This window comes from Terrimonas sp. (assembly GCF_003075435.1).
GTDB lineage: Bacteria > Bacteroidota > Bacteroidia > Chitinophagales > Chitinophagaceae > Agriterribacter.
In genome coordinates this window covers 228756-253976 of the sequence record NZ_QCZJ01000003.1, presented here as the reverse complement: position 1 = coordinate 253976, position 25221 = coordinate 228756, and the positions used below count along the sequence as shown (strand labels likewise).

The following is a 25221-nucleotide window of genomic DNA, read 5'->3' as shown; positions in this document are numbered from 1 at the left end:
CCGACAGATAATACAGGATCACAATGGAAAAAACATTAGCAATACCCGCTCAAAATACGCTGGTTCAAAAAACATTTTATACCATTTTATTTGCGATAAGCACTTCTCATTTCCTGAACGACATGATGCAATCTGTCATTCAATCCGTATATCCCCTGCTCAAGCAAAATTACCAGTTGAGTTTTGCACAGGTTGGACTAATCACTTTTGTATTCCAGGTAACGGCATCCATACTTCAGCCTTTTGTGGGCAATTACACTGATAAAAATCCACGCCCCTACTCTTTTGTTGCAGGCATGGTGTTTTCATTGATTGGTATAATACTGCTTGCCTACGCACATGGTTTTGGTGTATTATTGATAGCAGCAGGTTTAATTGGCATCGGTTCTTCTATCTTTCACCCTGAAGCATCTAAAGTAGCCTATTACGCATCAGGCGGAAAACGCGGATTGGCGCAATCCATTTTCCAATTAGGCGGTAATGGCGGAAGCGCGATCGGTCCTTTGCTGGTGGCAGCTATTGTAATGCCATTCGGGCAAAGTCATATCATGTGGTTTACCTTATCAGCCTTGCTCGGTGTTTTTATTTTATCAAAAGTAGGCACATGGTACAAAGCGCATTTACATATGCACATGTCAAAAAAAACGGTTACTGCCGAACATGCTCCTGCATTATCCAACACAAAAATTATCAGCTCTATTGTCATTCTGCTCATACTCATTTTTTCCAAGTATTTCTACATGGCAAGCCTCAGCAGCTATTTTACCTTTTATCTTATTGATAAGTTTCATGTGAGCATTCAGCAATCCCAGTTATACCTGTTTATTTTTTTAGGCGCTGTTGCAGCCGGCACATTGTTAGGCGGCTCCTTAGGCGACAGGTTTGGCAGAAAAATAATCATATGGGTATCTATACTGGGCGCAGCGCCTTTTACATTGCTATTGCCATATGTTAATCTTTTCTGGACAGGTGTGCTGGCAGCTATTATTGGCGTTATCATCGCTTCTGCTTTTTCTGCCATACTGGTATACGCGCAGGAATTATTGCCCGGTAAAATTGGAATGGTATCTGGGCTGTTCTTCGGGTTTGCTTTTGGTATGGGAGGTTTGGGATCTGCATTACTGGGTGTGCTGGCAGATCATACCAGCATGGAATATGTATTTAAATTATGTGCTTACCTCCCATTATTGGGAATAATAACTGTTTTTCTTCCTGATTTAAAGAAAAGAAAAACATCATCCTAATCCCGCGAAATCGTTTGTGTAGTTATTAAAAGCAAAAAATCAGGTAATATCCCATTTAAGAACAGGAATGGAACTGATAAAACAGTAAATTGTGAAGGCTTATTTATACCATAAGCCGTAGGCCATAATACGATTGATTTTGTAACTATACAGTGATATTGCCATGAATCTGTATTCCAGGAAGAAATTACTATTGATTATTGTAGTATTGGTTGCCGCGCTCATCGGCACTACCAGCCTTATTGGCCATAAGCGTGTTGATTTCAGCACAGAAGTGAAGCCGCTGCTCAATAAAAAATGTATCTCCTGCCACGGCGGCGTTAAAAAAGAAGGCGGCTTCAGCGTCTTGTTCCGGGAAGAAGCGTTGGGTAAAACAGAGAGCGGAGAACCTGCCATCATTCCCGGTCATCCTGAAAAAAGTGAATTGATAAAAAGGCTTACTTCAAAAGACCCGGAAGAAAGAATGCCATATAGGCATGACCCTTTATCCGAAAAAGAAATAGAGATGATGAAGCAGTGGATAAAGGAAGGCGCGCAATGGGGAGAGCATTGGGCTTACGTGCCTGTAAAGCCTGTGGAAGTACCTGGCACAACATCCGGTTTCCGGGGACTCTTTTTTTCAAAAAATGATTGGGTAAAAAATGACATTGACAACTTTATCTTCAATAAACTTAAAGAAGAAGATCTTCAGCCATCACCCATAGCTGATAAAGCAACTTTACTGAGAAGGGTAAGTCTTGATATTACCGGGATTCCTGCGTCAAAGGAATTATCAGAAAAATTTTTAAAAGACAACGATACCAATGCATACGAAAAACTGGTAGATACACTTTTAGCCTCTCCTCAATATGGAGAAAGGTGGACGGCCATGTGGTTAGATATTTCACGTTATGCGGATAGTAAAGGTTATGAAAAAGATGGTTACCGTTCTATATGGCGCTACAGGGATTGGCTGATCAGTGCATTTAATGAAGACAAACCTTATGACCGTTTTCTAACGGAGCAAATTGCCGGCGACCTGCTACCAAATGCAACAGACAAAGAAATAATCGCAACCGCATTCAACCGTAACTCAATGAACAATGACGAAGGAGGAACAGACAATGAAGAGTTCAGAACCGCTGCGATTATTGATCGCGTAAATACAACATGGGAAACACTGCTGGGTACAACATTTGCCTGTGTGCAGTGCCATAGCCATCCTTACGATCCTTTCCGGCACGAAGACTATTATAAATTCATGGCATTTTTTAATAACACCAGGGATGAAGATATGCCGGGTGAATATCCTGTGCTGAGAGAGTTTGATTCAACCGACCAAAAAAAATACGAAGCATTGCAGCAATGGCTTGCAGCAAATGCAACAAAAGCACAGACCCACGAGATAAATACGCTGCTCAGAACATGGCAGCCGGCAGTATATTCTTACCATGCTGATCAATTTGTAAACAGTGAATTGTCTGAGGTATATCTTGCTTTGCGAAAAGATGGTTCCTGCCGTTTGCCTGATGTAGACATTGATGCAAAATCAATAATGACATACCGCTATTATTCCCGCGTAAAAAATGGCAAATGGAATATTCATCTTGATAGCGTAAACGGCCCTGTTATCGCTTCCACTATTATGGGTCAAACCAATGGTTGGAATGTTCACAGCATTAATTTCAGTGCTGAGCAGCAGGGCAGACACGATCTGTACTTTACCTATTCAAATCCTGATGTGCCAAAAAAAGATTCGCTGAATAACCTCGCTGTATTCGACTGGTTTGTTTTTTCATCTGATTTTCCGGGCAAGGGAGCCGTTGGCTACGACAGCGCATTTGCGTGGTACAATCATCTGCTTGTAACATCACCCAAAGTACAAACACCGGTAATGATGGAAAACCCGGATAATATGTTCCGCCCGACACATGTATTTGAAAGGGGCAACTGGCTCTCCAAAGGGCAGGAAGAAAAACCCGGCGTTCCGCATTCATTAAATCCTTTGCCTGAAGGCGCTCCGCAAAACAGGCTTGGCCTGGCCATGTGGCTTACCAGCAAAGATAATCCGCTCACAGCACGCACTATGGTAAACAGGATGTGGGAACAATTGATGGGACAGGGTATTATTGAAACACTGGAAGATATGGGCACACAGGGTATTGCGCCCACGCACCAGCAATTGCTTGACTGGTTGAGCTGGCAATTCATGAATGAAGATAAATGGAGTGTAAAAAAGCTGATCAAAAGAATAGTAATGTCAGCCACCTATCAGCAGAGCTCCATTGCTACTCCTGAAATGTTGCACAAAGATCAGTTCAATAAATATTATGCGAGAGGTCCGAGAGTAAGATTATCTGCAGAACAAATACGCGACCAGGCTTTGGCTGTAAGCGGACTGTTAAGCCATAAAATGTTTGGTAAGAGTGTAATGCCCTATCAGCCGGACAGGATATGGTTATCTCCATATGATGGTGCTAAATGGATCAAAAGTGAAGGAGAAGATCAATACCGCAGGGCGATATATACGTACTGGAAAAGAACGTCTCCGTATCCTACAATGTTGAGTTTTGACGGCGTGGCGAGGGAAGTATGTTTGGCAAGAAGGATCCGTACCAATACACCTTTGCAGGCATTAGCTACTTTAAATGATAATGCCTTTATTGAAATGGCGCGCCATTTTGCAAAGCGTATGGAAAAGGAAGGAGGAAAAACAATACCGGAGCAAATAAGCAGGGGATATGAGATTGCGATGTATCATCCGATTTCAAAAGAAAAACTGGATGCATTGATGGAATTGTATACTACTGCTTTGAGTGAATTTGAAAAAGACAAGGATAAAGCTTGTGAGATGATCAATGAAGGAACAGGTAAAACAGATGCATCAAAAGCAGCAATGATTGTAGTGGCAAACGCAATGATGAATTTGGATGAGTTTATAACGAAGAATTAATAGCAATTTTAACCACATAGGAGCATAGGTACATAGATGTAAACATAGATTTTTGACTGACCATTGAAAATGAATTGCACCATGAAATATACACAGGAGTATATTGATAAATTAACTTATGGAATAATCGGATGTGCGATAGAAGTGCACCGGAACTTGGGTCCGGGGTTATTGGAAAGTGTATATGAAAAATGTTTTCTAAAAGAGCTCTTTATAAGAAATTTCGAATTTAAAAGCCAGGTGTGGTTACCGCTAACCTATAAAGGGTTGGATATTGAATCAGGATTAAAACCGGATGTGTTGATCGAGGATGTTATTATAGTTGAGATAAAATCAGTTGAAATTATACTGCCGGTACATCAAGCACAATTACTGACCTATATGAAACTGTTGCAAAAACCTAAAGGAATACTGATCAACTTTAATTGTACAAATATTTTTAAAGAGGGACAAAGAACACTGGTGAACAATTTATATGGTGAGTTACCTGTAAGGTAATAGTAAGAATTCACTACATAGGAAGACAAGACAGTAACATAGATACACACAGATTCTATGCTTCCCTATCATATCTATGCTCCTATGTGGTAAAAAGTAAATTATGACACAAAAAGAATTACATGATCAGCGACTGTTTTCGGAGGCGAATCATGAAATACTGAAACACGTTACACGAAGGCATTTTTTGCGGGATACCATGACAGGTTTGGGTGCCATGGCATTTGGCTCCATGCTTGCAGGCTGTGATATGTTTGGATCGAAAGATAAAATAGCAGCAAATGCATTTGACAGCGCCAACCCGCTTGCAGTAAAGCCGCCCTTGTTTCCAGGTAAGGCTAAAGCAGTAATTTACCTGCACATGGCAGGTGCACCTTCACAACTGGAATTGTTCGATTACAAACCCGATCTTCAAAAATTAGACGGGCAGGATTGCCCTCAATCTTTATTAGAAGGCAAACGTTTTGCCTTTATAAGAGGCGTTCCCAAAATGCTGGGTCCCTATGCGCATTTTGAACAACGCGGACAGAGCGGCGCATGGATATCAGATCATCTTCCGCATTTAATAACTGTTGCTGATGAAATAAGTTTTTTAAAAGCTGTGCAAACAGATCAGTTCAATCATGCTCCTGCACAATTGCTGATGCACACCGGTTCCGCAAGATTAGGCAGACCAAGTATCGGCGCATGGGCAAGCTATGGATTAGGTACAGAGAACAGTAATCTTCCGGCATTTGTGGTATTAACTTCCGGAGGGAAAAATCCTGATGCCGGCAAGAGTGTCTGGGGAAGCGGCTTCCTACCTTCGGTATACCAGGGTGTACAATGCCGTTCTGAAGGAGATCCCGTATTGTTCATTAATAACCCTGAAGGTATAGACAAGAATCTTCGGAAAGCTTCTATTGATGCCATTAATAAAGTCAATCAAAAAGCCTACGAAGAATTTAAAGACCCTGAAATTCTCTCCCGTATTTCTCAATACGAAATGGCTTATAAAATGCAGATGTCTGTTCCCGAAGCGATGGACATCAGGGATGAGCCGGATTATATTCACGAGATGTATGGCACACAACCTGGTAAGGAAAGTTTTGCCAATAATGCATTGCTTGCACGCAAGCTTATTGAAAAAGGGGTGCGATATGTGCAGTTGTTCGACTGGGGTTGGGATTCTCACGGAACCGGCGCTGATGTAGCTTTAGAGATTGGCTTTATCAACAAATGCAGAAGTGTTGACAGGGCGACCACTGCTTTATTGCTTGACCTCAAACAGCGTGGACTGCTTGACGATACACTGGTAGTTTGGGGTGGAGAATTTGGAAGAACACCGATGCAGGAAAACCGCGAAGGGAAGAAACAATTTTATAAAGGAAGAGATCATCATGCGGAAGCTTTCACAATATGGATGGCGGGCGGCGGTATTAAACGCGGCGCAAGCTACGGTGAAACTGATCCTATAGGCTATAGCCCTGTTAGCGGAAAAGTTACGCCATATGATATACAGGCTACCATACTTAACCAACTCGGATTTGATCATGAAAAATTTACATACCAGTTCCAGGGCAGGCCATTCAGGCTTACTGATGTTGAGGGAAGGGTGATTAATGAAATTGTAGCATGAAGCTGATAGCTATCAGCTATGAGCTATCAGCAAAAAACTACCGTAATATAAAGTAAGTAATAAATTTTAAACAGGATGCTGAAGGCTGAAAGCTGACAGCCCATAGCTGATTCCTAAAACCAACCCACATGCCTCTGAACCGAAGAAAATTTTTATCGGCCACAACAACTGCTGTTGGAGGTGCCATGCTATCATCATTCACACAAGATACGCTTATGAATAAACCGGCTTTTGCCATTCCACAGGATTTTACTTTAAAAATAATGGCAACCAACTGGGGACTAACAGATTCCATTGATGTTTTTTGTGAAAAAGCAAAGGCAGAAGGGTATGACGGTATTGAAATGTGGTGGCAGGGTAATAAGCAAAAGCAGGATGAATTATTCAGCGCATTAAAAAAGCATCAATTGGAAGTTGGCTTTTTATGCGGCTCGCATGAAAGTAATTTTGAAAAAAATCTTCGGGGCTTTCAGCAACAAATAACAGCCGCGTCTACGCAAAGTCCGCAAAAGCCGTTATATATCAATTGCCATTCAGGAAAAGATTTCTTTTCTTTTGAACAGAATAAAAAATTCATTGAGACCACAATTGAAGCGTCAAAAAAAAGCGGTATCCCTATTTCGCATGAAACACATCGTTCAAGAATATTATTTGCCGCGCCAATAGCCAGGCAGTTTGCAGAAGCCATACCGGGTCTGCGGGTTACGCTGGATATTTCACATTGGTGCAACGTACATGAATCATTATTGCAGGACCAGGAAGATACAGTTAACCTTATCCTGCAAAGAGTTGACCATATACACGCAAGAGTGGGACACCCTGAAGGGCCTCAGGTAAATGACCCCCGTGCCCCGGAATGGGAGGCTGCTGTTAAACAACATATTGAATGGTGGGATAAGGTGATAGCATTAAAAATTAAGCAGGGCGCAAAACATCAAACATTTCTTACTGAATTCGGTCCGCCGGATTACCTGCCGGCTTTGCCTTATACCCGCCAGCCGGTGGCCAATCAATGGGAGATCAATGTATATATGATGAACCTGCTCAGGAAAAGATATTCCAATAAATAATTGCTTACTACAACACTTATGACATTACTTAGTTTCTCCGGCTTTATAGGTAGATTTCACCCCGTATTTGTTCACTTGCCAATAGGTATATTGCTGTTAGGTATATTATTGCATTGGCTGAGCCGCGGGCAAAAATATGCGAATCTCAAACCTGCGGTAAGCATCATATTAATATTGGGAGCAGTAAGCGCTATACTTTCATGTATCAGTGGCTGGATGCTGGCAGAAGGCACTGAATACAATGAGGCAACACTTGACCAGCACAGATGGATGGGAATTGCTGTTGCGATCGTCTCTATTATATATTACCTGTTTTATATTGGAAAATTTACTATAAAATTTTCGTCCGCTGTTCCCTATATTGTTTCATTGGTTTTGTTTGTACTGATCACCATTACAGGACATTTAGGCGGCACACTTACGCACGGAGAAGGATACCTTACGCAGGAGCTTACCGAAATTTCCTCAACACAGGAAGTTAAAAAAGTGATTCCTGATGTGCAGCAGGCTGTTGCTTATAATGACATTATACAACCCATGCTGCAGCATAAATGCTATAGCTGTCATAGCAGTTCAAAACAAAAAGGAAAACTGAGGTTGGACGAAAAAGATTTTATAGAGAAAGGTGGAGAAGATGGCAAAGTATTAATTGCGGAAAAAAGTGACGAAAGTGAATTATATAAGAGATTGATACTTGAAGCCTCAGATAAAAAGCACATGCCTCCTAAAGGAAAACCACAGCTTACCGAAGCGGAAATCGCATTAATGCATTGGTGGATCAACACCGGAGCAAGCTTTGATCAGCAGGTAAAAGACCTGCCACAGGATGTAAAAATAATACCCCTGCTTACAGCATTACAAAGCAACAGTACAGCAGTAGCTTCAAAGCCTGATATACCCGATGCCCCTGTTGCCAAAGCGCCTGATGATATCATCAATAAATTAAAAGAAGCAGGAGCAACAGTTGTTACCGTATCAAAAGAAAGTAATTATTTATCCGTGAATTTTCTGTCGTCAAAAAAAACAAGCGATGCGGAAATGAAACTGCTGGAGGGCATTGCACCACAGCTTGTTTGGCTAAAAGCCGGCGGCACATCAATAACCGATAACGGACTGGCAAGCATTGCTAAGTTAACTACACTTACCAGGCTAAGTGTTGATTATACCCAAATCACAGATAAAGGCATTGCACAATTACAGTCATTATCAAAACTGCAATATCTTAATATTGTTGGCACAGAGATCACCACACAGGGGATCATTACATTAAAGGGGTTACCTGAATTACAGCAGCTATATTTTTACCAGTCCAAAATATCCAATGCCGATTCGGCAATATTGCGGCAGGCATTTCCGAAAGTAATACTGGATACCGGCGGGTATGTGTTACCGTTATTGGAAGGAGATACTTCGGAAGTGAAGCAGAAGCCGGATTAGCAACACATTCTAATAGTAACCAGTCAGGCCTTACCCAAATACATCTTTTACCATACCTGAGGTAAAAATAAAACAAGAGCATAACAACCGTTCACAACAATCAATGCTCCTTCAGCTTGCTCTTAAATACCTTCTCAAACTTTTCAAGCTTGGGGCGGATTACAAAATAGCAGTAAGGCTGTTTGCCGTTTAAGTTGTAATAATTCTGGTGATAATCTTCTGCTGCGTAAAAATTTTTATACGGTTCTATAGCGGTCACTATCGGGCTAGTCCATGCGCCGCTTTTATCCAATGCTGCTTTATATTTTTCGGACTTTTCTTTCTGCTCTTCAGTATGATAAAATATTACACTGCGGTATTGCGGACCAACATCATTTCCCTGCCTGTTTAATGTAGTAGGATCGTGTGTCTGCCAAAACACTTCCAGCAATTCATCAAAACTGATAACAGCCGGATCGTATTTAATTTGTATTACCTCAGCATGACCTGTCGTTTTGGTACACACCTGTTCATAAGTTGGGTTGGCAACATGCCCGCCGCTATATCCGCTGGTAACTTTAGATACTCCCTTCAATTGCTGGAACACTGCTTCCGTGCACCAAAAACACCCTGTTCCGAATGTGGCAATTTGCTTGTGAATATCTGTAGCCACAGTATCATTACTCATATTATTTGCTTTTAAATTATTGCTGTTGTTATTTTTTTGTGCGCAGGAAAGTAATACACTCACAGGCACAATTCCCAAAATTAATAACAGATACCTCATGATTCGCTTTTTATGATATACTGTTGAAAACACACAAAGTTACCAATTGCAGCACAACTCATCTGCGCCCACCAAAGAGCAACACTTTATTGTTTTGTTAAAAGCACAGCTTTGTCAAGAATCGTCTGAAGTAAACTATTAGCAACAGGAATATGATACGCGCCGCTTACCAATGCCGTTTCCGTTTGTATAAAATCGCCTTTAACCAGTTCATGCCCACAATGATGGATCATGTTTGACAATGATTGCGCTGTTGTTTCAAAATGAAACTGCAACGCCAACACATTTCTTTGGTAAGCAAAGGCCTGGTTTAAACAGGCGTCTGTTTTAACAAGTAGCTCCCCTCCTTCCGGCAAATCAAAGGTATCGCCATGCCAGTGTAATACGGTAAATATTTGCGGAAAATCGTTGAACCAGTGTGATCGTTTACCCGTTTCCGTAAGTTGTACCGGGAACCAGCCAATTTCTTTTTCTTTATTGGGGTATACTTTAGCGCCTAAGGCAGACGCAATTAACTGTGCGCCAAGACAAATGCCGATCACTATCTTACCTGTATCAATGCATTGTTTAATAAAAGCCTTCTCTGTATCAAGCCATTTATATGTATCATTATCATATACACCCATTGGCCCGCCCATTACTATTAACCAGTCAATATCAGCAAGTTCGGGCAGGTTGCCTGATTCAAACCATTTGGTCGATGTGAGTGAATGTCCCTTGTCTCTGCACCAGGTTTCAATATATCCTAAGCCTTCAAAAGACACATGCTGAAAGTAATGAATACGTAATTGACCCATAACATCTGTTAAAATGCATTTCAGCGTACATTTGCGTACGAAAAAATGTGGTTGAAAAGATATGAAATTATTTCCTGAGTCGGCGTCGGTACAGTTGGAGTTTGATAAAGTAAAACATCTGCTTGTGGAGCATTGCCAAACGGCTTATGCAAAAAACAAAGCTGAGCATCTGCGCATTCATACAAGACTGGAATTTATAGAACCTGAATTACGCCAAACTAATGAGTATAAGCTGTTGCTGCAAAACGGACTGTATTTCCCTAATGATGTGGTGCTTAATTTATCAGCCGAATTAAGATTGCTGGGTATTGACGGTGCGGTGTTGAATGAGGAGCAGTTAACTGCCATACGAAAGCTGGCAGAGAACATGAAGCAATTATTTCACTGGTTTGATAATGAAAGAAAGGTTGCCCATCCCGCGCTTTTTAAAGTAATTACCGGCAGCTACTATGAAAAAGCCATCGCGGAAATGATTAACGATGTGCTGGATGAATATGGTAACGTAAAAGATAACGCCTCAAAAGAATTAGCGCAGATAAGAATTAGCCTTGCCCGCAAGCGTGCTGAATTGCGCAGGGTTTTCGACAGGGTAATTTCCAAATGGAACAAAAGCGGTTATGTATCCGATATAGAAGAAGCTTTTTTGAACGGGCGAAGAGTAGTAGCGGTTCACGCAGAATATAAACGCCAGGTAAAAGGCATTTTATTAGGAGAAAGTGATACGCGCAAAACATCGTTTATAGAACCAGAGGAAACGATTGAGCTGAACAATGATGTTTTTGGCTTAGAGAACGAGGAAAGCAGGGAAGTTTACCGCATATTGAGGGAGCTTACCAGCCAGCTATCTGTATATGCCGCTTTACTGAAAGCATATCATACCATCATGGGCGAGTATGATTTTATTCGTGCAAAAGCAAAACTTGCTGCAGATGTTCAGGGCAACTATCCTGTAGTGGAAGATAAAGCCCAGGTAAATCTTGTGCAGGCCTATCACCCGTTACTATACCTGTATAATCAACGTTCGGGTAAGCCAACCATTCCTGTTTCTGTGTCGCTGAATGATAAAAACAGGATACTGGTAATTTCCGGGCCAAATGCAGGTGGAAAAACAGTTACTTTAAAAACAGTCGGCTTGCTGCAAATGATGATTCAGAGTGGTTTGCTGGTACCTGTTCACCCGACTTCACAAATGGGTATTTTTAAACAGCTAATGATCCATATAGGTGATACGCAAAGTTTGGAGTTTGAATTGAGTACCTACAGTTCGCATCTAAAGAACATGAAGCATTTAATAGAAACGGCAAACGGCAGAACGCTGTTTTTTATTGATGAGTTGGGAAGCGGTAGTGACCCCCACCTGGGTGGCGCATTTGCAGAAGTAATTTTAGAGGAGCTTGCAAAAAAGCATGCTTATGGTATTGTTACCACGCATTACCTTAATCTTAAAGTAATGGCCAACAAAACACCGGGTATTATAAACGGTGCTATGGCTTTTGATGAAAAAAATTTATTGCCTTTATATAAGCTGGTTATTGGCAAGCCCGGCAGTTCGTATACTTTTTCTATTGCCGAACGCATTGGCATGGATGCCAGGCTGATAGCAAGAGCCAAAACAATGGTGGATGAAGATCATTTCAGTCTTGACAAACTACTGAACCGCGCAGAACAGGATATGCGCAAGATTGAGCAACGTGAAAAGGAGCTGCACAAACTTCTGAAGGAAAATGAAAAATTGAAAAAGGAACTGGAACATACGCTTGAAAAAGAAAAGCATCAACAAAAAGTGGAGCTACTGAAGCAGCAAAACAAGATAAATGAAGAACGCATTGCTTACCTGAAAGATATGGAACGGAAGTTGAAACAGATCGTCTTTGACTGGAGAAGAATGGAAAGCCAGGAAGATAAGGCAGCGCTTATAAAACATATGTATGCACTGCTGTTTAAGCAAAAAGAACAACAGGTAAAAGAGAAGGTAAAGAAAAAATTTGATGCCAGGTATATAGAAACCGGCGGTGAGATAGTGCCGGGCGCAAAGGTAAAAATGCTGCAGAATAACCAGGTAGGTGTAGTAAAAGAGCTTAGGGAGAAAACAGCGATTGTGCAACTGGGCGTAATTCCTATTACTGTTGATTTAAAAAATATAGTGGTAGTTAAAGACAGGGTTCCTGAAAATGCCGGCGAAAATTGATGCGGGCAATAAGAAACACTTAGTACTATGTCAAATGTGAGGCGTAAAAATTCGATTCAAATCTCACATTCCACGACAACATACCGGCGTAATTTGATTGACATAACATTAGTACGGCGATCCACTTTACACGACGCCAATATTATTTAAACCATTAAGGAGTTAAGGAAATTAAGGAAAACAGCTTAATGGTTCTTAACTCCTTAATGGTTCAAAAAATAATCTTTAACAACGCTTAAATTTCTTCACCGAAATTTTGCACAGGCAAAAGAAACTATTATTTTAGTGAAAGCTAATCCTTACTCTTTCATTACTGCCTCCATTGCCACTTAGTTTATTTATAATTTCTGTATGAAGAGATTCTGGTTAACGGTAGTTTTTTTTATAATTGCAGCCGGAGTTTTAATTTTTGGCTTCAAAGAAAAATCTTCTCAAATAGATACGCCCGCTATACAGGGCGTATCGGACCTGGGTACAGAAAATATTTCCAAAGGCAATTTTATTTTAGATGGCAAATGGGAATTTTATTGGTCAGAATTATTAAAACCCGGTGATCTGCCCCAATATCAGCCTTCGTACATTACGGTTCCCAACACGTGGAATAATATTGAGCTTAATGGCAAATCTCTTTCGCCCATTGGTTATGCTACTTATAAATTAAAATTAATACTACCATCCGGCAGGCCGGAAATGGCAATTGAAATACCGGATACTTACAGTAGCTACACCCTGTATATAAATGACAAACTGGTGGCACAAAATGGAAAGCCCGCCAAAACCAAAGAAGAAGCCATACCTTTCTGGACCTTAAAAACAGTTATACTTCCTTCTAACACAGATACTTTTAATATTATCATGCAGGTTGCCAATTTCTGGCATGCTAAAGGAGGTATCTATAAAGCACCCATATTAGCCAATGCGGAAACTTTATTAAAACAGGAAAGTATAGATTGGGGACTGGATGTTTTTCTTGCCGGTTGTATATTCATGAGTGGGTTGCTCTTTTTTGGAGTGTATCTTTTTGCGAGACATGATAAATCCATTCTGTTCTTTTCCATTTTTTGCCTGATCTATTTTTACAGGATCATCGGCACCGAACCATATGTATTACATGGCGTTTTTAATACCCTGAGCTGGTTTTTTACCATCAGGCTTGAATATATTTCTCTTGCGCTGAGCGTAGCCTTCTTTGTAATGTATATCCGTTACCTGTATCCTGAAGAAATTAATATTATACTTATAAAAGTATTATTCTGGATATGCATCATCTATGCAGGAATTATCGCGGTATTTCCCGTACAACTGTTTACAGCAATCTTACCTGTTTATCTTATTGCTTTGTTTTTTTATATCGGTTATGCCTTTTACATATTTACAAAAGCATCTGCACATAATCGCAGTGGGTCTGATTATGCATTTCTAAGTTCAGGTATTGCGCTTATTTTATTTTTTGTAATTAACCTTAGCTATTTTGGATTTATATATCCGTTAAAAGCCGCCATTACTGCCGGCTATATATTGTTCCTGTTTTTTCAATCTCTCATTCTTTCATTCAGATTTTCGTTCAGGTTAAGAAAAGCTGCCATAGAAGCAAGGCAGGGATTAAAAGCGAAGTCAGAATTTCTTTCTACTATCTCCCATGAAATAAGAACACCGCTGAACGCGGTAATCGGCATGTCACATCTATTGCTGCATACTAACCCCAGGGACAATCAGAAAGAAAATATCGAGGCATTATCTTTTTCCGCTAACAATCTCATGTCGCTGGTAAATGATATTCTTGATTTTAATAAGCTGGAAGCAAACCAGATGAAATTTGAAGAAATTGAAATGTCATTAAAAGATATAGGTGAGTATATCATCCGCGGTCAGCAAAGCTTTGCTCACGAAAAAGATCTTTCCATTTCGTATCACGCAGATGCCTCCATCCCTGATATAGTAAAAGGCGACCCTACAAGATTAACACAGGTGCTTAATAACCTTGTGCATAACGCGGTTAAGTTTACCAAAACAGGTTCCGTAAAGCTTAGCCTGCTGTATGAAAGCAGGGATGAAAAATCAGTAACAGTAAAATTTGTGATTGAGGATACGGGTATAGGAATTCCGGCTGATAAGCAACATATGGTATTTGAGCGGTTCACCCAGGCCGATTCTTCTACATCAAGAAGTTACGGAGGTACAGGACTTGGATTATCTATCTGCAAGAAAATACTGGAACTGCAACATACAGCACTGCACCTGCAAAGCGAAGAAGGCGTTGGTTCTACATTTTGGTTTGTTCAAACATTTCCGGTAGTAAATAATATAAAACAAAAAGCATCTGAAACATTTTCAGGTATTCTTGATGATAAGCCTTTGCGCGGCTATACCATACTGTTAGTAGAAGACAATGCTTTTAATGTAATGATAGCCAAATCTGTTTTGGAGGAATTTGGCGCGAAAGTAGATATAGCATCGAACGGTAAAGAAGCTATTGAACAATTTAATGCTGCATTGCATAAAGTAATTCTAATGGATTTAAATATGCCGGTAATGGATGGATATGAAGCAACAAGATTAATAAGGGAACGGAATAGCACGGTGCCTATAATAGCTTTAACAGCAACTACCAATGAAGAAGTAACAAGCAAAGCCAATGATATTGAGTTCTCTGCAATTATACAAAAGCCTTTCAACCCGGATACGCTGTGCAGAATTATTGTAAAGCAATCAGGGAAAGTGTAAGTAGCTGATAGCTGTCAGCTATCAGCTGATGGCGGTTGTAAGTCCCAGGGTATCTATTGCAGGTCATAGGTTACACCTTGTTCCCTGGTTTCTTGCTGCGTTTACCATTTGTTCCATCGCTGATCGATGACAGCTGACAGCCGATAGCTTATAACTCCCCCAACGTTTCCAGCAATTGCTGATCGCTGATATGATATGCACAATTAAAATGCTGCAGCGGGCAAGCTTTATAGCCATGCAAGCCGCATGGTCTGCAATCAAGGTTTTCTTTCACTTCAACTATATATCTTTTATCGGAAAGCGGCCCATAACCAAATGCTGGAACAGTGGAGCAGTATACAGCCGTTACCGGAGCATTCATTGCCGAGGCAAAATGCATGGGCGCGGAATCGTTTACATAATTCATGGTTGCATCACGCATCAGTGCGGCAGACTGTAAAAAAGTTAATTCCCCGGCTAAGCTTTTTATATCATGCCTTCCGGAAGCATGCATAATGTCGGCGCATAATTGTTTCTCCGAAGGCGCTCCGAGAAGATATACCATTAATTCTCCGGGCAGTGTTTGTATAAAGCTTACCCATTTATCTTTAGGATACTGTTTGGTAAACCATACGGATGCAGGCGCTATACAGATATAAGACCATTGTTTGTATTTTTCAACTGTATTGTAATCATGCGGCAGAGGATACAGCTTTGGCTTGTAAATACTATTATCTGTAAAATGTTCAATCAACGAAAGATTGCGTACCGTTTCATGCGGCGACTGAACATCGGATTTCATAGCATGTTTAACCGCCACATCAAACATAAAGCTGAAAGGATTTTTATCAAATCCAATCTTTTCTTTTGCTCCGGAAAAAGCGGTAAGGAAACCGGTAGCGCCAAACCGCTGCAAATTGATCAACTTATAATATTTATGCTTCCTGATCAGCTTGAGCAAATTCCATAATGAACGATATTTCCCTTCTTTTTTATTCCATATTAATACTTTATTTAAATAAGGATGGCCCTGCAATAAACTTTCATTGCCTTTTCTTAGTAAAAAATCTATCTGCGCATCCGGAAAAAAAGCATGCAATTTTTCTATCAATGGTGTTGCCAGCACCACATCACCAATAAACGCTGTTTGTATGATCAGGAATTTTTGCATGAATTTTTTTTGGAATGAAACTTTATCGCAAAACCCTTACGGTACCATCATCATTCCAAATAATCACTGAAGACGGTTGTTTCGGAGTTTCATCATCCCAGCGGTAATTTACCACATAATCTACAGCTTGTTTTATTTCGTTATTTACTGCAGAAAAAAATGGTGGGGCAGGTTGCCCGGAAATATTGGCAGATGTAGACACAATGGGTTTTTTGAACCTGCGGATAAGATTTCTGCAAAATTCATCTTTCACCAGGCGGATAGCAATGCTGCCATCAGCAGCAATAAGATTATCTGCCAGGCCAATAGCGCCTTTATAAATTACAGTGGTTGGCTGAATAGTATTTTGCAGGTAATCAAACACACGAAGATCAGGCTGGGCTACATATTTTATAATTTCACGCTCATCTGCAAGCAATACGATCAGCGCCTTACTTTCTTCACGTTGCTTTATAGAATAAATTCTTTTAACCGCAGTTTCATTTGTGGCATCGCAGCCAAGTCCCCATATGGTATCGGTAGGATATAATATGGTGCCTCCGGAACGCAATACCTGCAGGCAATTTTCAACATCTTCCGTAAAATTCATCCGGCAAAAATAGTCACACTTCAAATACACAAACTGATTAAGTTTGCAAAAAATTTTTACTATCATGGATGTTCAACAGTTAATTCAAAAAGCCTGGGAAAACAGAGAGTTATTAAAAGATGAAGAATATAAGGAAGCCGTAAAGATTGTAATAGAAGATGTAGACAAGGGGCGCCTTCGCACTGCCTCTCCTTCTGCTGACGAATGGGTTGTAAACGAATGGGTAAAGCAAGCAATATTGATGTATTTTGCTATTCAGCCAATGCAAACCTGGAATATAGAACCATTTGAGTTTCATGATAAAATGTTATTAAAAAGCGGGTATAAAGAACTTGGTGTTCGTGCTGTTCCCCATGCGGTAGCCAGGTACGGAGCTTATATTGCGAAGAATGTGGTTTTAATGCCGAGCTATGTAAATATTGGCGCATATGTTGATGAAGGTACAATGGTTGATACCTGGGCTACCGTAGGCAGCTGTGCGCAGATTGGCAAAGGTGTTCACCTGAGTGGCGGTGTTGGTATTGGCGGCGTACTTGAGCCTTTACAGGCAAGCCCGGTAATTGTGGAGGATGGTTGCTTTATTGGAAGCCGCTGCATTGTGGTGGAAGGCGTTATGGTAGAAAAGGAAGCGGTGCTCGGCGCAAATGTAGTGTTGACAAAGAGCACAAAAATTATTGATGTCAGCGGCAGTGAGCCAGTAGAATACAAGGGCAGGATACCAGCCCGAAGCGTGGTGATACCAGGCACGTATAATAAAAAATTTCCTGCTGGTGAATACGGTGTGAGTTGCGCATTGATCATTGGCCAGCGCAAGGCAAGCACCGATCTTAAAACAAGTCTTAATGATGCATTGAGGGATTTTAATGTAAGTGTGTAAGTATTGGCAATAAATCAATTGAAGGGTAAAGGTGAGGAGAAATGAAAGATGACGCTTTTGCTTTATTCTGTATAATGTTAAATACGCTGGATGCTGTTTACCTGTGAATGACTTATTTAGTTTTGACCATGCTCATAGAAGCATTATAGTTGAAGAGTACGACGCAATAAAGATTCATAGTAGTATTGCTGTTGGCTGTACCATAAAAAAACTAAATAAGATAATGATTAACAGGGTCAGGGTATTTGCATAACTCCGCAACATTTTAAATCGGCATGTTAAACTTCAAACCAGCATATATATTAACATCTACTTTTTTTCTGACCCTTTTTTCGTGCGACAGAATAAAAAAGGAAAGCCGCAAGGTTATTGACAAAACCAAACAAACCGTTGCAGAGAAGAAATCCGATTTAAGGGATAAAATAATTGCCCATTACGATCCTTATCATCCTGATACAAAGTTTAATAAAAAACGCTTTTCGGAATTTTTCATGTTTGATCCTACCCCAGATGTAAAGAATATTTATTGTTATGCTGATGAAATGGGCATTGACCATGACTATCAATTTTCCTTCAATTGTGATACGCTGACTGTAAATAAAATCATATCAAATCTTAATTTAAAAAAAGGGATTATAGACGGCAATAATGGTAGCGGCTTATGGCATAACTTCTCCTGGTGGGACAGTTCCGAAATAGAGAAATTAATTCCATTTTCACGAAAAGGAGCGCATGAAACTCATCAATATTTATGGTACGATACATCAGGGCAAAAAGCATATTACTTTTTGTTTGACATGTAAAACAAACCTCTCAAAAAGGTTATAAGCCAGCTATGACAAACGAAGCAGTTCAGAAAACAGCGATTACCGGGTTTATAATTACATTTATTGGGGCTATTTTGTTTTCTACCAAGGCTATCGCTGTAAAAGTAGCGTTCAGAAACACCAGTATGAACGGGCTTACCCTGCTTACACTCCGCTTATTGTTTTCTCTTCCGTTTTATGTAATAGCCGCATGGATTGCCGCAAACAAAAAAAACAGCGCTTCACTCACAGTTCGCCAATGGATATATATTATTCTTCTCGGATTGTTTGGTTATTATTTAAGCAGTTTGTTTGATTTTATAGGCTTACAATATATATCTGCCGGACTGGAAAGACTGATATTGTTTTTATATCCTTCTTTTGCCGTGCTCATTAATGCATGGGTTTTTAAACAGCCGGTAAATCGTACTCAAAAGATTGCATTAATACTTACATATGCGGGTATTCTTCTGGCTTATGCAGGTGAGTTCAGGATTGATACCGGCAACAGTAATTTTATCTGGGGCAGCTTTCTTATTTTTTTATGCGCCGTTACTTATGCCATTTATATTGCGGGCAGCGGCAGCATGATTCCCCAGGTTGGCGCATCAAGATTTACCGCGTATGCCATGCTTGCTGCAACTGCCGGCGTGTTTATTCATTATGCCATACAGGAAAATGCGCAGCTATTTCAGCTATCTTCTGTCCACTGGGTTTACGGTGTATATCTTGCCGTTTTCGCAACTGTGCTGCCTACATTTATGCTATCGTTTGGCATGAAGCATATAGGAACAAATAATGTTGCGATCATTTCGGCTATAGGTCCGGTTTCAACCATTGTGCAGGCACATTTCATTTTAGATGAACCCTTGTTTGTGGAGCAATTGCTTGGCACAACCCTGGTAATTGCAGGCATTTTACTTACCGCAGGAAAACGAACAAAAATTTCGGGGGGAGAATATTAATCCTCTTATATTTGCAGCCCCAAGCCCGGGTGGCGAAATTGGTAGACGCACTACTTTGAGGTGGTAGCGCTGGCAACGGCGTGCTGGTTCAAATCCAGTCTCGGGCACAGAAAAAGCAAATCTGTATTCAGGTTTGCTTTTTCGCTTTCTCATATAATCAGAACACATAATACTTAATATTCAGCAAGTTCCGGGTTTTATAAGCGTAAAATTCGCTTCACCTTTGTGTTATAAATTAAAAGAGATGAGCGAACAGAAAAATATTCATTACAATCGGATAGCTGAGGCCATTGATTATATAAAAATTAATTTCAGGCAACAACCAGGGCTTGATGAAATTGCCCGGCAGGTTCATTTAAGCTCCTTTCATTTTCAAAGGCTTTTTACCGAATGGGCAGGCACAACTCCAAAAAAATTCCTGCAGTATATTACAATAGCCCATGCCAGGAAATTACTCTCTGAAAATAAAGCAACAATTTTTGACACGGCTTTTGAATCCGGACTTTCAGGAACAAGCCGTTTGCATGACCTTTTTATAAATATTGAAGGGATGACGCCTGCCGAATACAAAAATGGCGGCAAAAGCCTGTCAATTAATTATAGCTTCGCAGAAAGCCCCTTCGGTAATATTATCGTTGCTTCCACTGCTAAAGGCGTATGTTATATGTCTTTTGAGGATGATGAAGAGAAAGCGTTAAACGATTTGAAATCAAGATTTCCGAACGCGGCTTTTCAAAGAAAATTAGATATGCTGCAGCAAAATGCTTTGTTCATTTTTCAGCATGACTGGAGCAGGCTACATCAGATCAAGCTTCATTTAAAAGGAACAGACTTTCAATTAAAAGTTTGGGAAACATTACTCAAATTGCCGATGGGTAAACTGGCAACTTATGGCTCAATAGCTGAGCAGGTGGGCAAGCCTGGTGCAGCAAGAGCTGTGGGCACAGCTATCGGCAGCAACCCTGTGGCTTTCTTAATTCCCTGCCATAGAGTTATCCAATCATCCGGGATATTTGGAGATTACATGTGGGGTAATACCAGGAAGACTGCAATTATTGGTTGGGAAGCAGCTAAAACGGAAAGTAATAACGAATGATTAAACACGACCAGGTAAGTGATGCAGATTTGCATTATAAAATAAGAGCTGGTAAAATTTATTTTGCCGGCAACCGTGCCTTAAAAATATATGGCACATTATATTGCCCGTCAGGAAAGCGAATGACACGAATTAACCGGGTATTCTTCTTATCGAAAGAAGAGGCTATTGCAAACGGGTATCGCCCATGCGGGCATTGTATGAAAAATGAATACAAAATTTGGAAAAATGGATCTGTTCAGTAGTTTGACTGATAAAAATGAAAACCTGCTTCCGCGTGATGGTGTGGTGAATTATTATGGCAGGGTATTAGCAAAGGAAAAAGCGGATCATTTTCTGGAAGCCCTGCTTGCTACGATTACGTGGAGAAATGATGAAGCGGTTATATTTGGAAAAAAAATAATTACAAAAAGAAAAGTCGCCTGGTATGGCGACAAGCCTTTTGAGTATACCTACTCTAACATAATAAAAACTGCTTTACCCTGGATGAATAGTTTGCTTGAATTGAAGAATATAACGGAATTTGAGAGTGGTGAAACATTCAATTCCTGCCTGGCTAATTTGTATCATAATGGTGATGAAGGGATGGCCTGGCATAGTGATGGCGAAACTGACCTGAAAAAAGATGGAGCAATAGCATCTCTGACTTTTGGTGCAGAGCGAAAATTTGCTTTTAAACATAAACAAACCAAAGAAAAGGTTGAATTGATCCTGGAGCATGGCAGCATTTTAATAATGAAAGGAACCACACAAACACACTGGTTGCATCGTTTACCTCCAACCAAACTGGTTAATAAGCCAAGAGTGAATCTAACTTTCAGAACTATTATGGGGTAGTATAGAATTTTACGATATACCATATACAATTTATTGTAAATTCAGGTATTTTGCTATGAATTCGGAAGTAGATGAAACACTTTTAAACTAAACCATATCTTCTTTTTATTCCTGCAGTAATCCTTGTATTTATTGTCTTTATTGATGAAAAGAAAGCAGGTGGTTTTCATTTTATTGAATCGGAACTGGCTTTGGGCAACACAATATTTTATTGTTTTTTAATTGTGCTGCTTTCCTCCCTCTTTGCATTATATACCTTTACAGGGAGACTTTTATATTCTTCAGTTCTCACGTGGGTACATACTATACTAACACTTGCATTTGTTTTTATTTTGCTTAAAACTGCTATGGTAAATAATGGTTTTGCGGGTATGCCGAGGAGATATTATGATTATTCCGAGCTGGAAAACTCTGACTTGTTTTCTTTCAGGTTTGCTCAACTGAAAATCAATCTCAAAACCCTTATTTTGTTGATGTTAACTCAATTAATTTATTTTTTCAATCTTGGCATAGGATCTTTTAAATCTTTTAAAGCATAATTTGATTGATTTTAAACCAGGTGGCAACAAAAAAGGAGTAGTTAGCCTCAACTTACTTATTCATCATATTGCTTTACTTTTGCAGTCCTTTATTAAAATATGAAAGCGTATAAAAGAATATTGGTTACTGCAGCATTGCCCTATGCCAACGGACCTGTACATATTGGTCACCTGGCAGGATGTTATATACCCGCAGATATATATGTCCGCTACCAGCGTGCCCAAAAAAGAGATATAAAATTTGTTGGTGGAAGTGATGAGCATGGAGTACCTATTACCATCCGTGCTATGAAAGAAGGTGTTAGCCCTCAGCAGATCGTTGATAAATATCATGCCATTATTAAAGAGAGCTTCACCCGGATGAACATCTCTTTTGATATTTACGCACGTACCTCTAATCCTGTTCACCATAAAACTTCTGCAGATTTTTTTAAAAAATTATACGATGATGGGCTATTTGAGGAAAAAGAAACTGAGCAGTACTATGATGAAAAGGCTAAAGTGTTTTTAGCAGACCGATATATTACCGGCACATGCCCGGTATGCGGCAACCCAAATGCTTATGGGGATCAGTGTGAAAAATGCGGAAGCACTTTGTCACCAGAGCAACTCATCAACCCCAAAAGTACCTTGAGCGATGCAGTGCCTGTGAAGAGAAATACAAAACACTGGTATTTTCCTTTGCAGAACTATGAAACATGGTTAAAACAATGGGTGCTCGAAGACCATAAAGAATGGAAGAATAACGTTTATGGTCAATGCAAAAGCTGGCTGGATGGCGGTTTACAAAGCCGTGCCATGACACGCGACAGCAACTGGGGTGTGAAGGTACCATTGCCCGATGCGGAAGGCAAAGTATTATATGTATGGTTTGATGCGCCGATTGGTTATATCAGCGCAACAAAAGAACTTACAGATAAATGGGATGATTACTGGTGCCGGGAAGACACCAAACTGGTACATTTTATAGGCAAGGATAATATCGTATTTCACTGTATCATATTTCCGGCAATGCTGAAAGCGCATGGCAATTTTGTATTGCCTGATAATGTGCCGGCAAACGAGTTTTTAAATATTGAAGGTGAGAAAGTTTCCACCAGCAGAAACTGGGCGGTATGGGTACATGAATATATAAAAGATTTCCCCGGCTGCGAAGACGTGCTCCGTTATGTATTGTGTGCTAATGCACCTGAAACAAAAGACAATGATTTTACCTGGAAAGATTTCCAGGACAGGAATAACAGTGAGCTGGTTGCCATATTCGGCAACTTCGTAAACCGCGCTTTAGTATTAATGCATAAATTATGTGGCGGAAAAGTACCGCCGCTTCATAAAGATGTGGTTGATATATACGACAACCAGCTTATTGAAGATATTAGTATTGCTAAAGAGAAAATCACCAGGTGCCTGGAGGAATATAAATTCAGGGAAGCTTTATTTGAAGTAATTGATCTTGCCCGTAAAGGCAATAAATATATGCAGGATAAAGAGCCGTGGATTAAAGCGAAAAAATTATCTGAAGGCGGGGCATCTGCTGAACTTGCACAAAAAGAAATAGATAATTGCTTACACCTTAGCTTACAGCTTACGGCTAACCTTGCCATATTTATTAATCCTTTTTTACCGGCTACTGCACAAAAAATGCTGCATATGCTAAAAGTGGTTGATAAAATGCTGGATTGGGAAAATGCCGGAAGCCTGAAGCTGTTAAGCGTAGGCTATACCCTGCGTGCTCCTGAATTGTTATTCAGAAAAATTGAGGATACAGAAATTGCTGCCCAGGTAGAAAAGCTTAGAGCAAATGCTGTAAACCCTTCAGCACAACCAGTAACAGAAGAAAAAGTAAAACCAGTGGAAGACAAGCCAGTACAAAAACCTGAAATCGTTTATGATGATTTCGCAAAACTTGATTTAAAGGTAGGAACCATTACCGCTGCTGAAAAAGTAGAGAAAGCGGATAAGCTGTTAAAGCTGGAAGTTGATCTTGGCTTTGAAAAAAGAACAATAGTATCAGGTATTGCCATGCATTTTATACCAGAAGCAATTGTTGGTAAGCAAGTGGTAGTGGTAGCAAATCTCGCTCCGCGCAAAATGCGCGGCATTGAAAGTAATGGTATGATATTGATGGCGGAGGATAAAGAAGGCAATCTGCATTTTGTAAATCCGGAAAACACAATTGAACCGGGCGCAGGAGTGAGTTGACAATGCTTTAATCACTATAATACCTTTGTGAGATGTTGAAGATAACCGTGAAGCAAAAGATTTATCTGCCAGGTTAACAGAACTTCACCTGTGCTTCTTTCACGCTTATCTTCTCACATCTCATCCTTCCCCATACACCTTATAAACCCCTTCTCTCAACGGCAATGATTTATCACTGCAAATAAACTCCATTACATCGGCAATTGCCTCAGGGCTTACCCATTTGCTGTGGTCAGCATCAGGCATCGAATCCCGGTTGGGCTTGGTATCTATAGTGCCTGGCACAACTACAGATGCTGTTACATTTTTACCTTTTGCTTCTGCATTTAATATTTCCGCGTAAGTAAATAATAATGATTTGGATAAAGTATAAGCTACAGCACTTTTACCCTGTTCAGCTTTTAGCGGTGCTCTTGCACCAATAAATATAAGCCTGCCATAATTGTTTTGCAGCATGTGCTGAAACAATATCTTAGAAAGATAAAAGGTTGTGTCAAAATTTAAAGAGATCATTTTCTTTATGTCTGCTCCCGGCGTTTTGCTTACATCACCCATAGCAAAGCCTCCAGCAAGAAACAATGCGCCATGAATAGTGCCATACAAACTGATGGCTTCTGTTATAAATAATGAAGCCGCACTTTCATCTGCAAGATCAACCTGGTGCAGCTCAAAGTGCTTATAATCTCTTGCAAAGCCGAGCTCACTTCCGGAACGGGCTACTGCAATCACTTTATAACCTGCATCTAAAAATCGGCGAACAGTAACTGCACCAAGGTTGCCATTCGCGCCTGTAATGAGTATGGTTTTCATACATTGAAAATACAACAAAAAGCGCCAGGGCTCGTGCCTTGCAGGACAGGTAGCACGAATTTTCGGATATATATCA

At 40.2% G+C, this 25221-nt stretch carries 20 protein-coding genes and 1 tRNA gene; 16 read left to right on the top strand and 5 right to left on the bottom strand.

The window, feature by feature from the left end; genetic code table 11:
- The first annotated feature begins 23 nt into the window (after nucleotides 1–23).
- From DC498_RS05705 to DC498_RS05680, 6 genes are all read left to right on the top strand, one after another.
- Nucleotides 24–1244, top strand: coding sequence for an MFS transporter (locus DC498_RS05705; RefSeq protein ID WP_116873177.1), 1221 nt, complete (start codon nucleotides 24–26; stop codon nucleotides 1242–1244).
- A 163-nt stretch (nucleotides 1245–1407) separates the two neighbouring features.
- The gene (locus tag DC498_RS05700; RefSeq protein WP_116873176.1) at nucleotides 1408–4176 is read left to right on the top strand and encodes a DUF1553 domain-containing protein; all 2769 of its coding nucleotides are present in this window, start codon (nucleotides 1408–1410) and stop codon (nucleotides 4174–4176) included.
- An 81-nt stretch (nucleotides 4177–4257) separates the two neighbouring features.
- Complete coding sequence (locus DC498_RS05695) at nucleotides 4258–4674, top strand: GxxExxY protein (protein ID WP_116873175.1); 417 nt, start codon at nucleotides 4258–4260, stop codon at nucleotides 4672–4674.
- 103 nt (nucleotides 4675–4777) lie between these two features.
- Nucleotides 4778–6292: a DUF1501 domain-containing protein gene (locus DC498_RS05690; protein WP_116873174.1), complete on the top strand. Its 1515-nt coding sequence runs from the start codon at nucleotides 4778–4780 to the stop codon at nucleotides 6290–6292.
- Nucleotides 6293–6420: 128 nt separating this feature from the next.
- A complete protein-coding gene (locus DC498_RS05685) occupies nucleotides 6421–7362 on the top strand; it encodes a sugar phosphate isomerase/epimerase family protein (protein WP_116873173.1) in 942 nt (313 codons plus the stop codon).
- Between the two features lie 18 nt (nucleotides 7363–7380).
- Nucleotides 7381–8799, top strand: a complete 1419-nt coding sequence (locus DC498_RS05680) for a c-type cytochrome domain-containing protein (protein WP_116873172.1) — start codon at nucleotides 7381–7383, stop codon at nucleotides 8797–8799.
- Between the two features lie 100 nt (nucleotides 8800–8899).
- Here the strand turns inward: DC498_RS05680 and msrA are convergent, their stop codons facing one another.
- Nucleotides 8900–9565 carry a peptide-methionine (S)-S-oxide reductase MsrA gene (gene msrA / locus DC498_RS05675; RefSeq protein WP_116873171.1) on the bottom strand — a complete coding sequence of 222 codons (666 nt, stop codon included), beginning with the start codon at nucleotides 9563–9565 and terminating at the stop codon, nucleotides 8900–8902.
- Between the two features lie 86 nt (nucleotides 9566–9651).
- Nucleotides 9652–10362, bottom strand: a complete 711-nt coding sequence (locus DC498_RS05670; protein ID WP_116873170.1) for a type 1 glutamine amidotransferase — start codon at nucleotides 10360–10362, stop codon at nucleotides 9652–9654.
- Between the two features lie 61 nt (nucleotides 10363–10423).
- Here DC498_RS05670 and DC498_RS05665 point away from each other — a divergent pair, with 61 nt between their 5' ends.
- Together DC498_RS05665 and DC498_RS05660 are read left to right on the top strand one after the other, a co-directional pair.
- Nucleotides 10424–12550: an endonuclease MutS2 gene (locus DC498_RS05665; RefSeq protein WP_116873169.1), complete on the top strand. Its 2127-nt coding sequence runs from the start codon at nucleotides 10424–10426 to the stop codon at nucleotides 12548–12550.
- A gap of 351 nt (nucleotides 12551–12901) precedes the next feature.
- A complete protein-coding gene (locus tag DC498_RS05660) occupies nucleotides 12902–15274 on the top strand; it encodes an ATP-binding protein (protein ID WP_116873168.1) in 2373 nt (790 codons plus the stop codon).
- Between the two features lie 148 nt (nucleotides 15275–15422).
- Here the strand turns inward: DC498_RS05660 and DC498_RS05655 are convergent, their stop codons facing one another.
- Nucleotides 15423–16424 carry a glycosyltransferase family 9 protein gene (locus DC498_RS05655; RefSeq protein WP_116873167.1) on the bottom strand — a complete coding sequence of 334 codons (1002 nt, stop codon included), beginning with the start codon at nucleotides 16422–16424 and terminating at the stop codon, nucleotides 15423–15425.
- Nucleotides 16425–16446: 22 nt separating this feature from the next.
- Nucleotides 16447–17013: an L-threonylcarbamoyladenylate synthase gene (locus DC498_RS05650; protein WP_116873166.1), complete on the bottom strand. Its 567-nt coding sequence runs from the start codon at nucleotides 17011–17013 to the stop codon at nucleotides 16447–16449.
- 64 nt (nucleotides 17014–17077) lie between these two features.
- On the opposite strand from DC498_RS05650, the gene DC498_RS05645 reads away from it, so the two are divergent.
- The 8 genes from DC498_RS05645 to metG all read left to right on the top strand — a co-directional run bounded on the left by DC498_RS05645 (nucleotide 17078) and on the right by metG (nucleotide 24335).
- On the top strand, nucleotides 17078–17890 hold the full coding sequence (locus DC498_RS05645; protein ID WP_116873165.1) for a 2,3,4,5-tetrahydropyridine-2,6-dicarboxylate N-succinyltransferase: 813 nt from the start codon (nucleotides 17078–17080) through the stop codon (nucleotides 17888–17890).
- A 275-nt stretch (nucleotides 17891–18165) separates the two neighbouring features.
- Nucleotides 18166–18693 carry a hypothetical protein gene (locus tag DC498_RS05640; protein WP_116873164.1) on the top strand — a complete coding sequence of 176 codons (528 nt, stop codon included), beginning with the start codon at nucleotides 18166–18168 and terminating at the stop codon, nucleotides 18691–18693.
- A gap of 32 nt (nucleotides 18694–18725) precedes the next feature.
- Nucleotides 18726–19661 (top strand): DMT family transporter, encoded by a 936-nt coding sequence (locus DC498_RS05635; RefSeq protein ID WP_116873163.1) that lies wholly within the window; start codon nucleotides 18726–18728, stop codon nucleotides 19659–19661.
- 23 nt (nucleotides 19662–19684) lie between these two features.
- Nucleotides 19685–19768: transfer RNA gene (locus DC498_RS05630), tRNA-Leu, on the top strand.
- Nucleotides 19769–19905: 137 nt separating this feature from the next.
- Entirely contained in the window at nucleotides 19906–20757 is an 852-nt protein-coding gene (locus DC498_RS05625; protein ID WP_116873162.1) for a bifunctional helix-turn-helix domain-containing protein/methylated-DNA--[protein]-cysteine S-methyltransferase, read from the top strand.
- Nucleotides 20754–21002: an Ada metal-binding domain-containing protein gene (locus DC498_RS05620; protein WP_116873161.1), complete on the top strand. Its 249-nt coding sequence runs from the start codon at nucleotides 20754–20756 to the stop codon at nucleotides 21000–21002. The genes DC498_RS05625 and DC498_RS05620 overlap by 4 nt, the downstream gene beginning before the upstream one ends.
- Nucleotides 20986–21594 carry an alpha-ketoglutarate-dependent dioxygenase AlkB family protein gene (locus DC498_RS05615; RefSeq protein WP_116873250.1) on the top strand — a complete coding sequence of 203 codons (609 nt, stop codon included), beginning with the start codon at nucleotides 20986–20988 and terminating at the stop codon, nucleotides 21592–21594. The genes DC498_RS05620 and DC498_RS05615 overlap by 17 nt, the downstream gene beginning before the upstream one ends.
- Before the next feature lie 638 nt (nucleotides 21595–22232).
- A complete protein-coding gene (gene metG, locus DC498_RS05605; protein WP_116873159.1) occupies nucleotides 22233–24335 on the top strand; it encodes a methionine--tRNA ligase in 2103 nt (700 codons plus the stop codon).
- 120 nt (nucleotides 24336–24455) lie between these two features.
- Here metG and DC498_RS05600 read toward each other — a convergent pair whose 3' ends face one another.
- On the bottom strand, nucleotides 24456–25145 hold the full coding sequence (locus tag DC498_RS05600) for an SDR family NAD(P)-dependent oxidoreductase (protein ID WP_116873158.1): 690 nt from the start codon (nucleotides 25143–25145) through the stop codon (nucleotides 24456–24458).
- Between the last annotated feature and the right edge of the window lie 76 nt (nucleotides 25146–25221).

Excerpts from the sequence above, each read along its gene's own strand:
- DC498_RS05705 (WP_116873177.1), top strand. The coding sequence starts at position 24 with ATGGAAAAAACATTAGCAATACCCGCTCAAAATACGCTGGTTCAAAAA.
- DC498_RS05700 (WP_116873176.1), top strand. The coding sequence starts at position 1,408 with ATGAATCTGTATTCCAGGAAGAAATTACTATTGATTATTGTAGTATTG.
- DC498_RS05695 (WP_116873175.1), top strand. The coding sequence starts at position 4,258 with ATGAAATATACACAGGAGTATATTGATAAATTAACTTATGGAATAATC.
- DC498_RS05690 (WP_116873174.1), top strand. The coding sequence starts at position 4,778 with ATGACACAAAAAGAATTACATGATCAGCGACTGTTTTCGGAGGCGAAT.
- DC498_RS05685 (WP_116873173.1), top strand. The coding sequence starts at position 6,421 with ATGCCTCTGAACCGAAGAAAATTTTTATCGGCCACAACAACTGCTGTT.
- DC498_RS05680 (WP_116873172.1), top strand. The coding sequence starts at position 7,381 with ATGACATTACTTAGTTTCTCCGGCTTTATAGGTAGATTTCACCCCGTA.
- msrA (WP_116873171.1), bottom strand. The coding sequence starts at position 9,565 with ATGAGGTATCTGTTATTAATTTTGGGAATTGTGCCTGTGAGTGTATTA.
- DC498_RS05670 (WP_116873170.1), bottom strand. The coding sequence starts at position 10,362 with ATGGGTCAATTACGTATTCATTACTTTCAGCATGTGTCTTTTGAAGGC.
- DC498_RS05665 (WP_116873169.1), top strand. The coding sequence starts at position 10,424 with ATGAAATTATTTCCTGAGTCGGCGTCGGTACAGTTGGAGTTTGATAAA.
- DC498_RS05660 (WP_116873168.1), top strand. The coding sequence starts at position 12,902 with ATGAAGAGATTCTGGTTAACGGTAGTTTTTTTTATAATTGCAGCCGGA.
- DC498_RS05655 (WP_116873167.1), bottom strand. The coding sequence starts at position 16,424 with ATGCAAAAATTCCTGATCATACAAACAGCGTTTATTGGTGATGTGGTG.
- DC498_RS05650 (WP_116873166.1), bottom strand. The coding sequence starts at position 17,013 with ATGAATTTTACGGAAGATGTTGAAAATTGCCTGCAGGTATTGCGTTCC.
- DC498_RS05645 (WP_116873165.1), top strand. The coding sequence starts at position 17,078 with ATGGATGTTCAACAGTTAATTCAAAAAGCCTGGGAAAACAGAGAGTTA.
- DC498_RS05640 (WP_116873164.1), top strand. The coding sequence starts at position 18,166 with ATGTTAAACTTCAAACCAGCATATATATTAACATCTACTTTTTTTCTG.
- DC498_RS05635 (WP_116873163.1), top strand. The coding sequence starts at position 18,726 with ATGACAAACGAAGCAGTTCAGAAAACAGCGATTACCGGGTTTATAATT.
- DC498_RS05625 (WP_116873162.1), top strand. The coding sequence starts at position 19,906 with ATGAGCGAACAGAAAAATATTCATTACAATCGGATAGCTGAGGCCATT.
- DC498_RS05620 (WP_116873161.1), top strand. The coding sequence starts at position 20,754 with ATGATTAAACACGACCAGGTAAGTGATGCAGATTTGCATTATAAAATA.
- DC498_RS05615 (WP_116873250.1), top strand. The coding sequence starts at position 20,986 with ATGGATCTGTTCAGTAGTTTGACTGATAAAAATGAAAACCTGCTTCCG.
- metG (WP_116873159.1), top strand. The coding sequence starts at position 22,233 with ATGAAAGCGTATAAAAGAATATTGGTTACTGCAGCATTGCCCTATGCC.
- DC498_RS05600 (WP_116873158.1), bottom strand. The coding sequence starts at position 25,145 with ATGAAAACCATACTCATTACAGGCGCGAATGGCAACCTTGGTGCAGTT.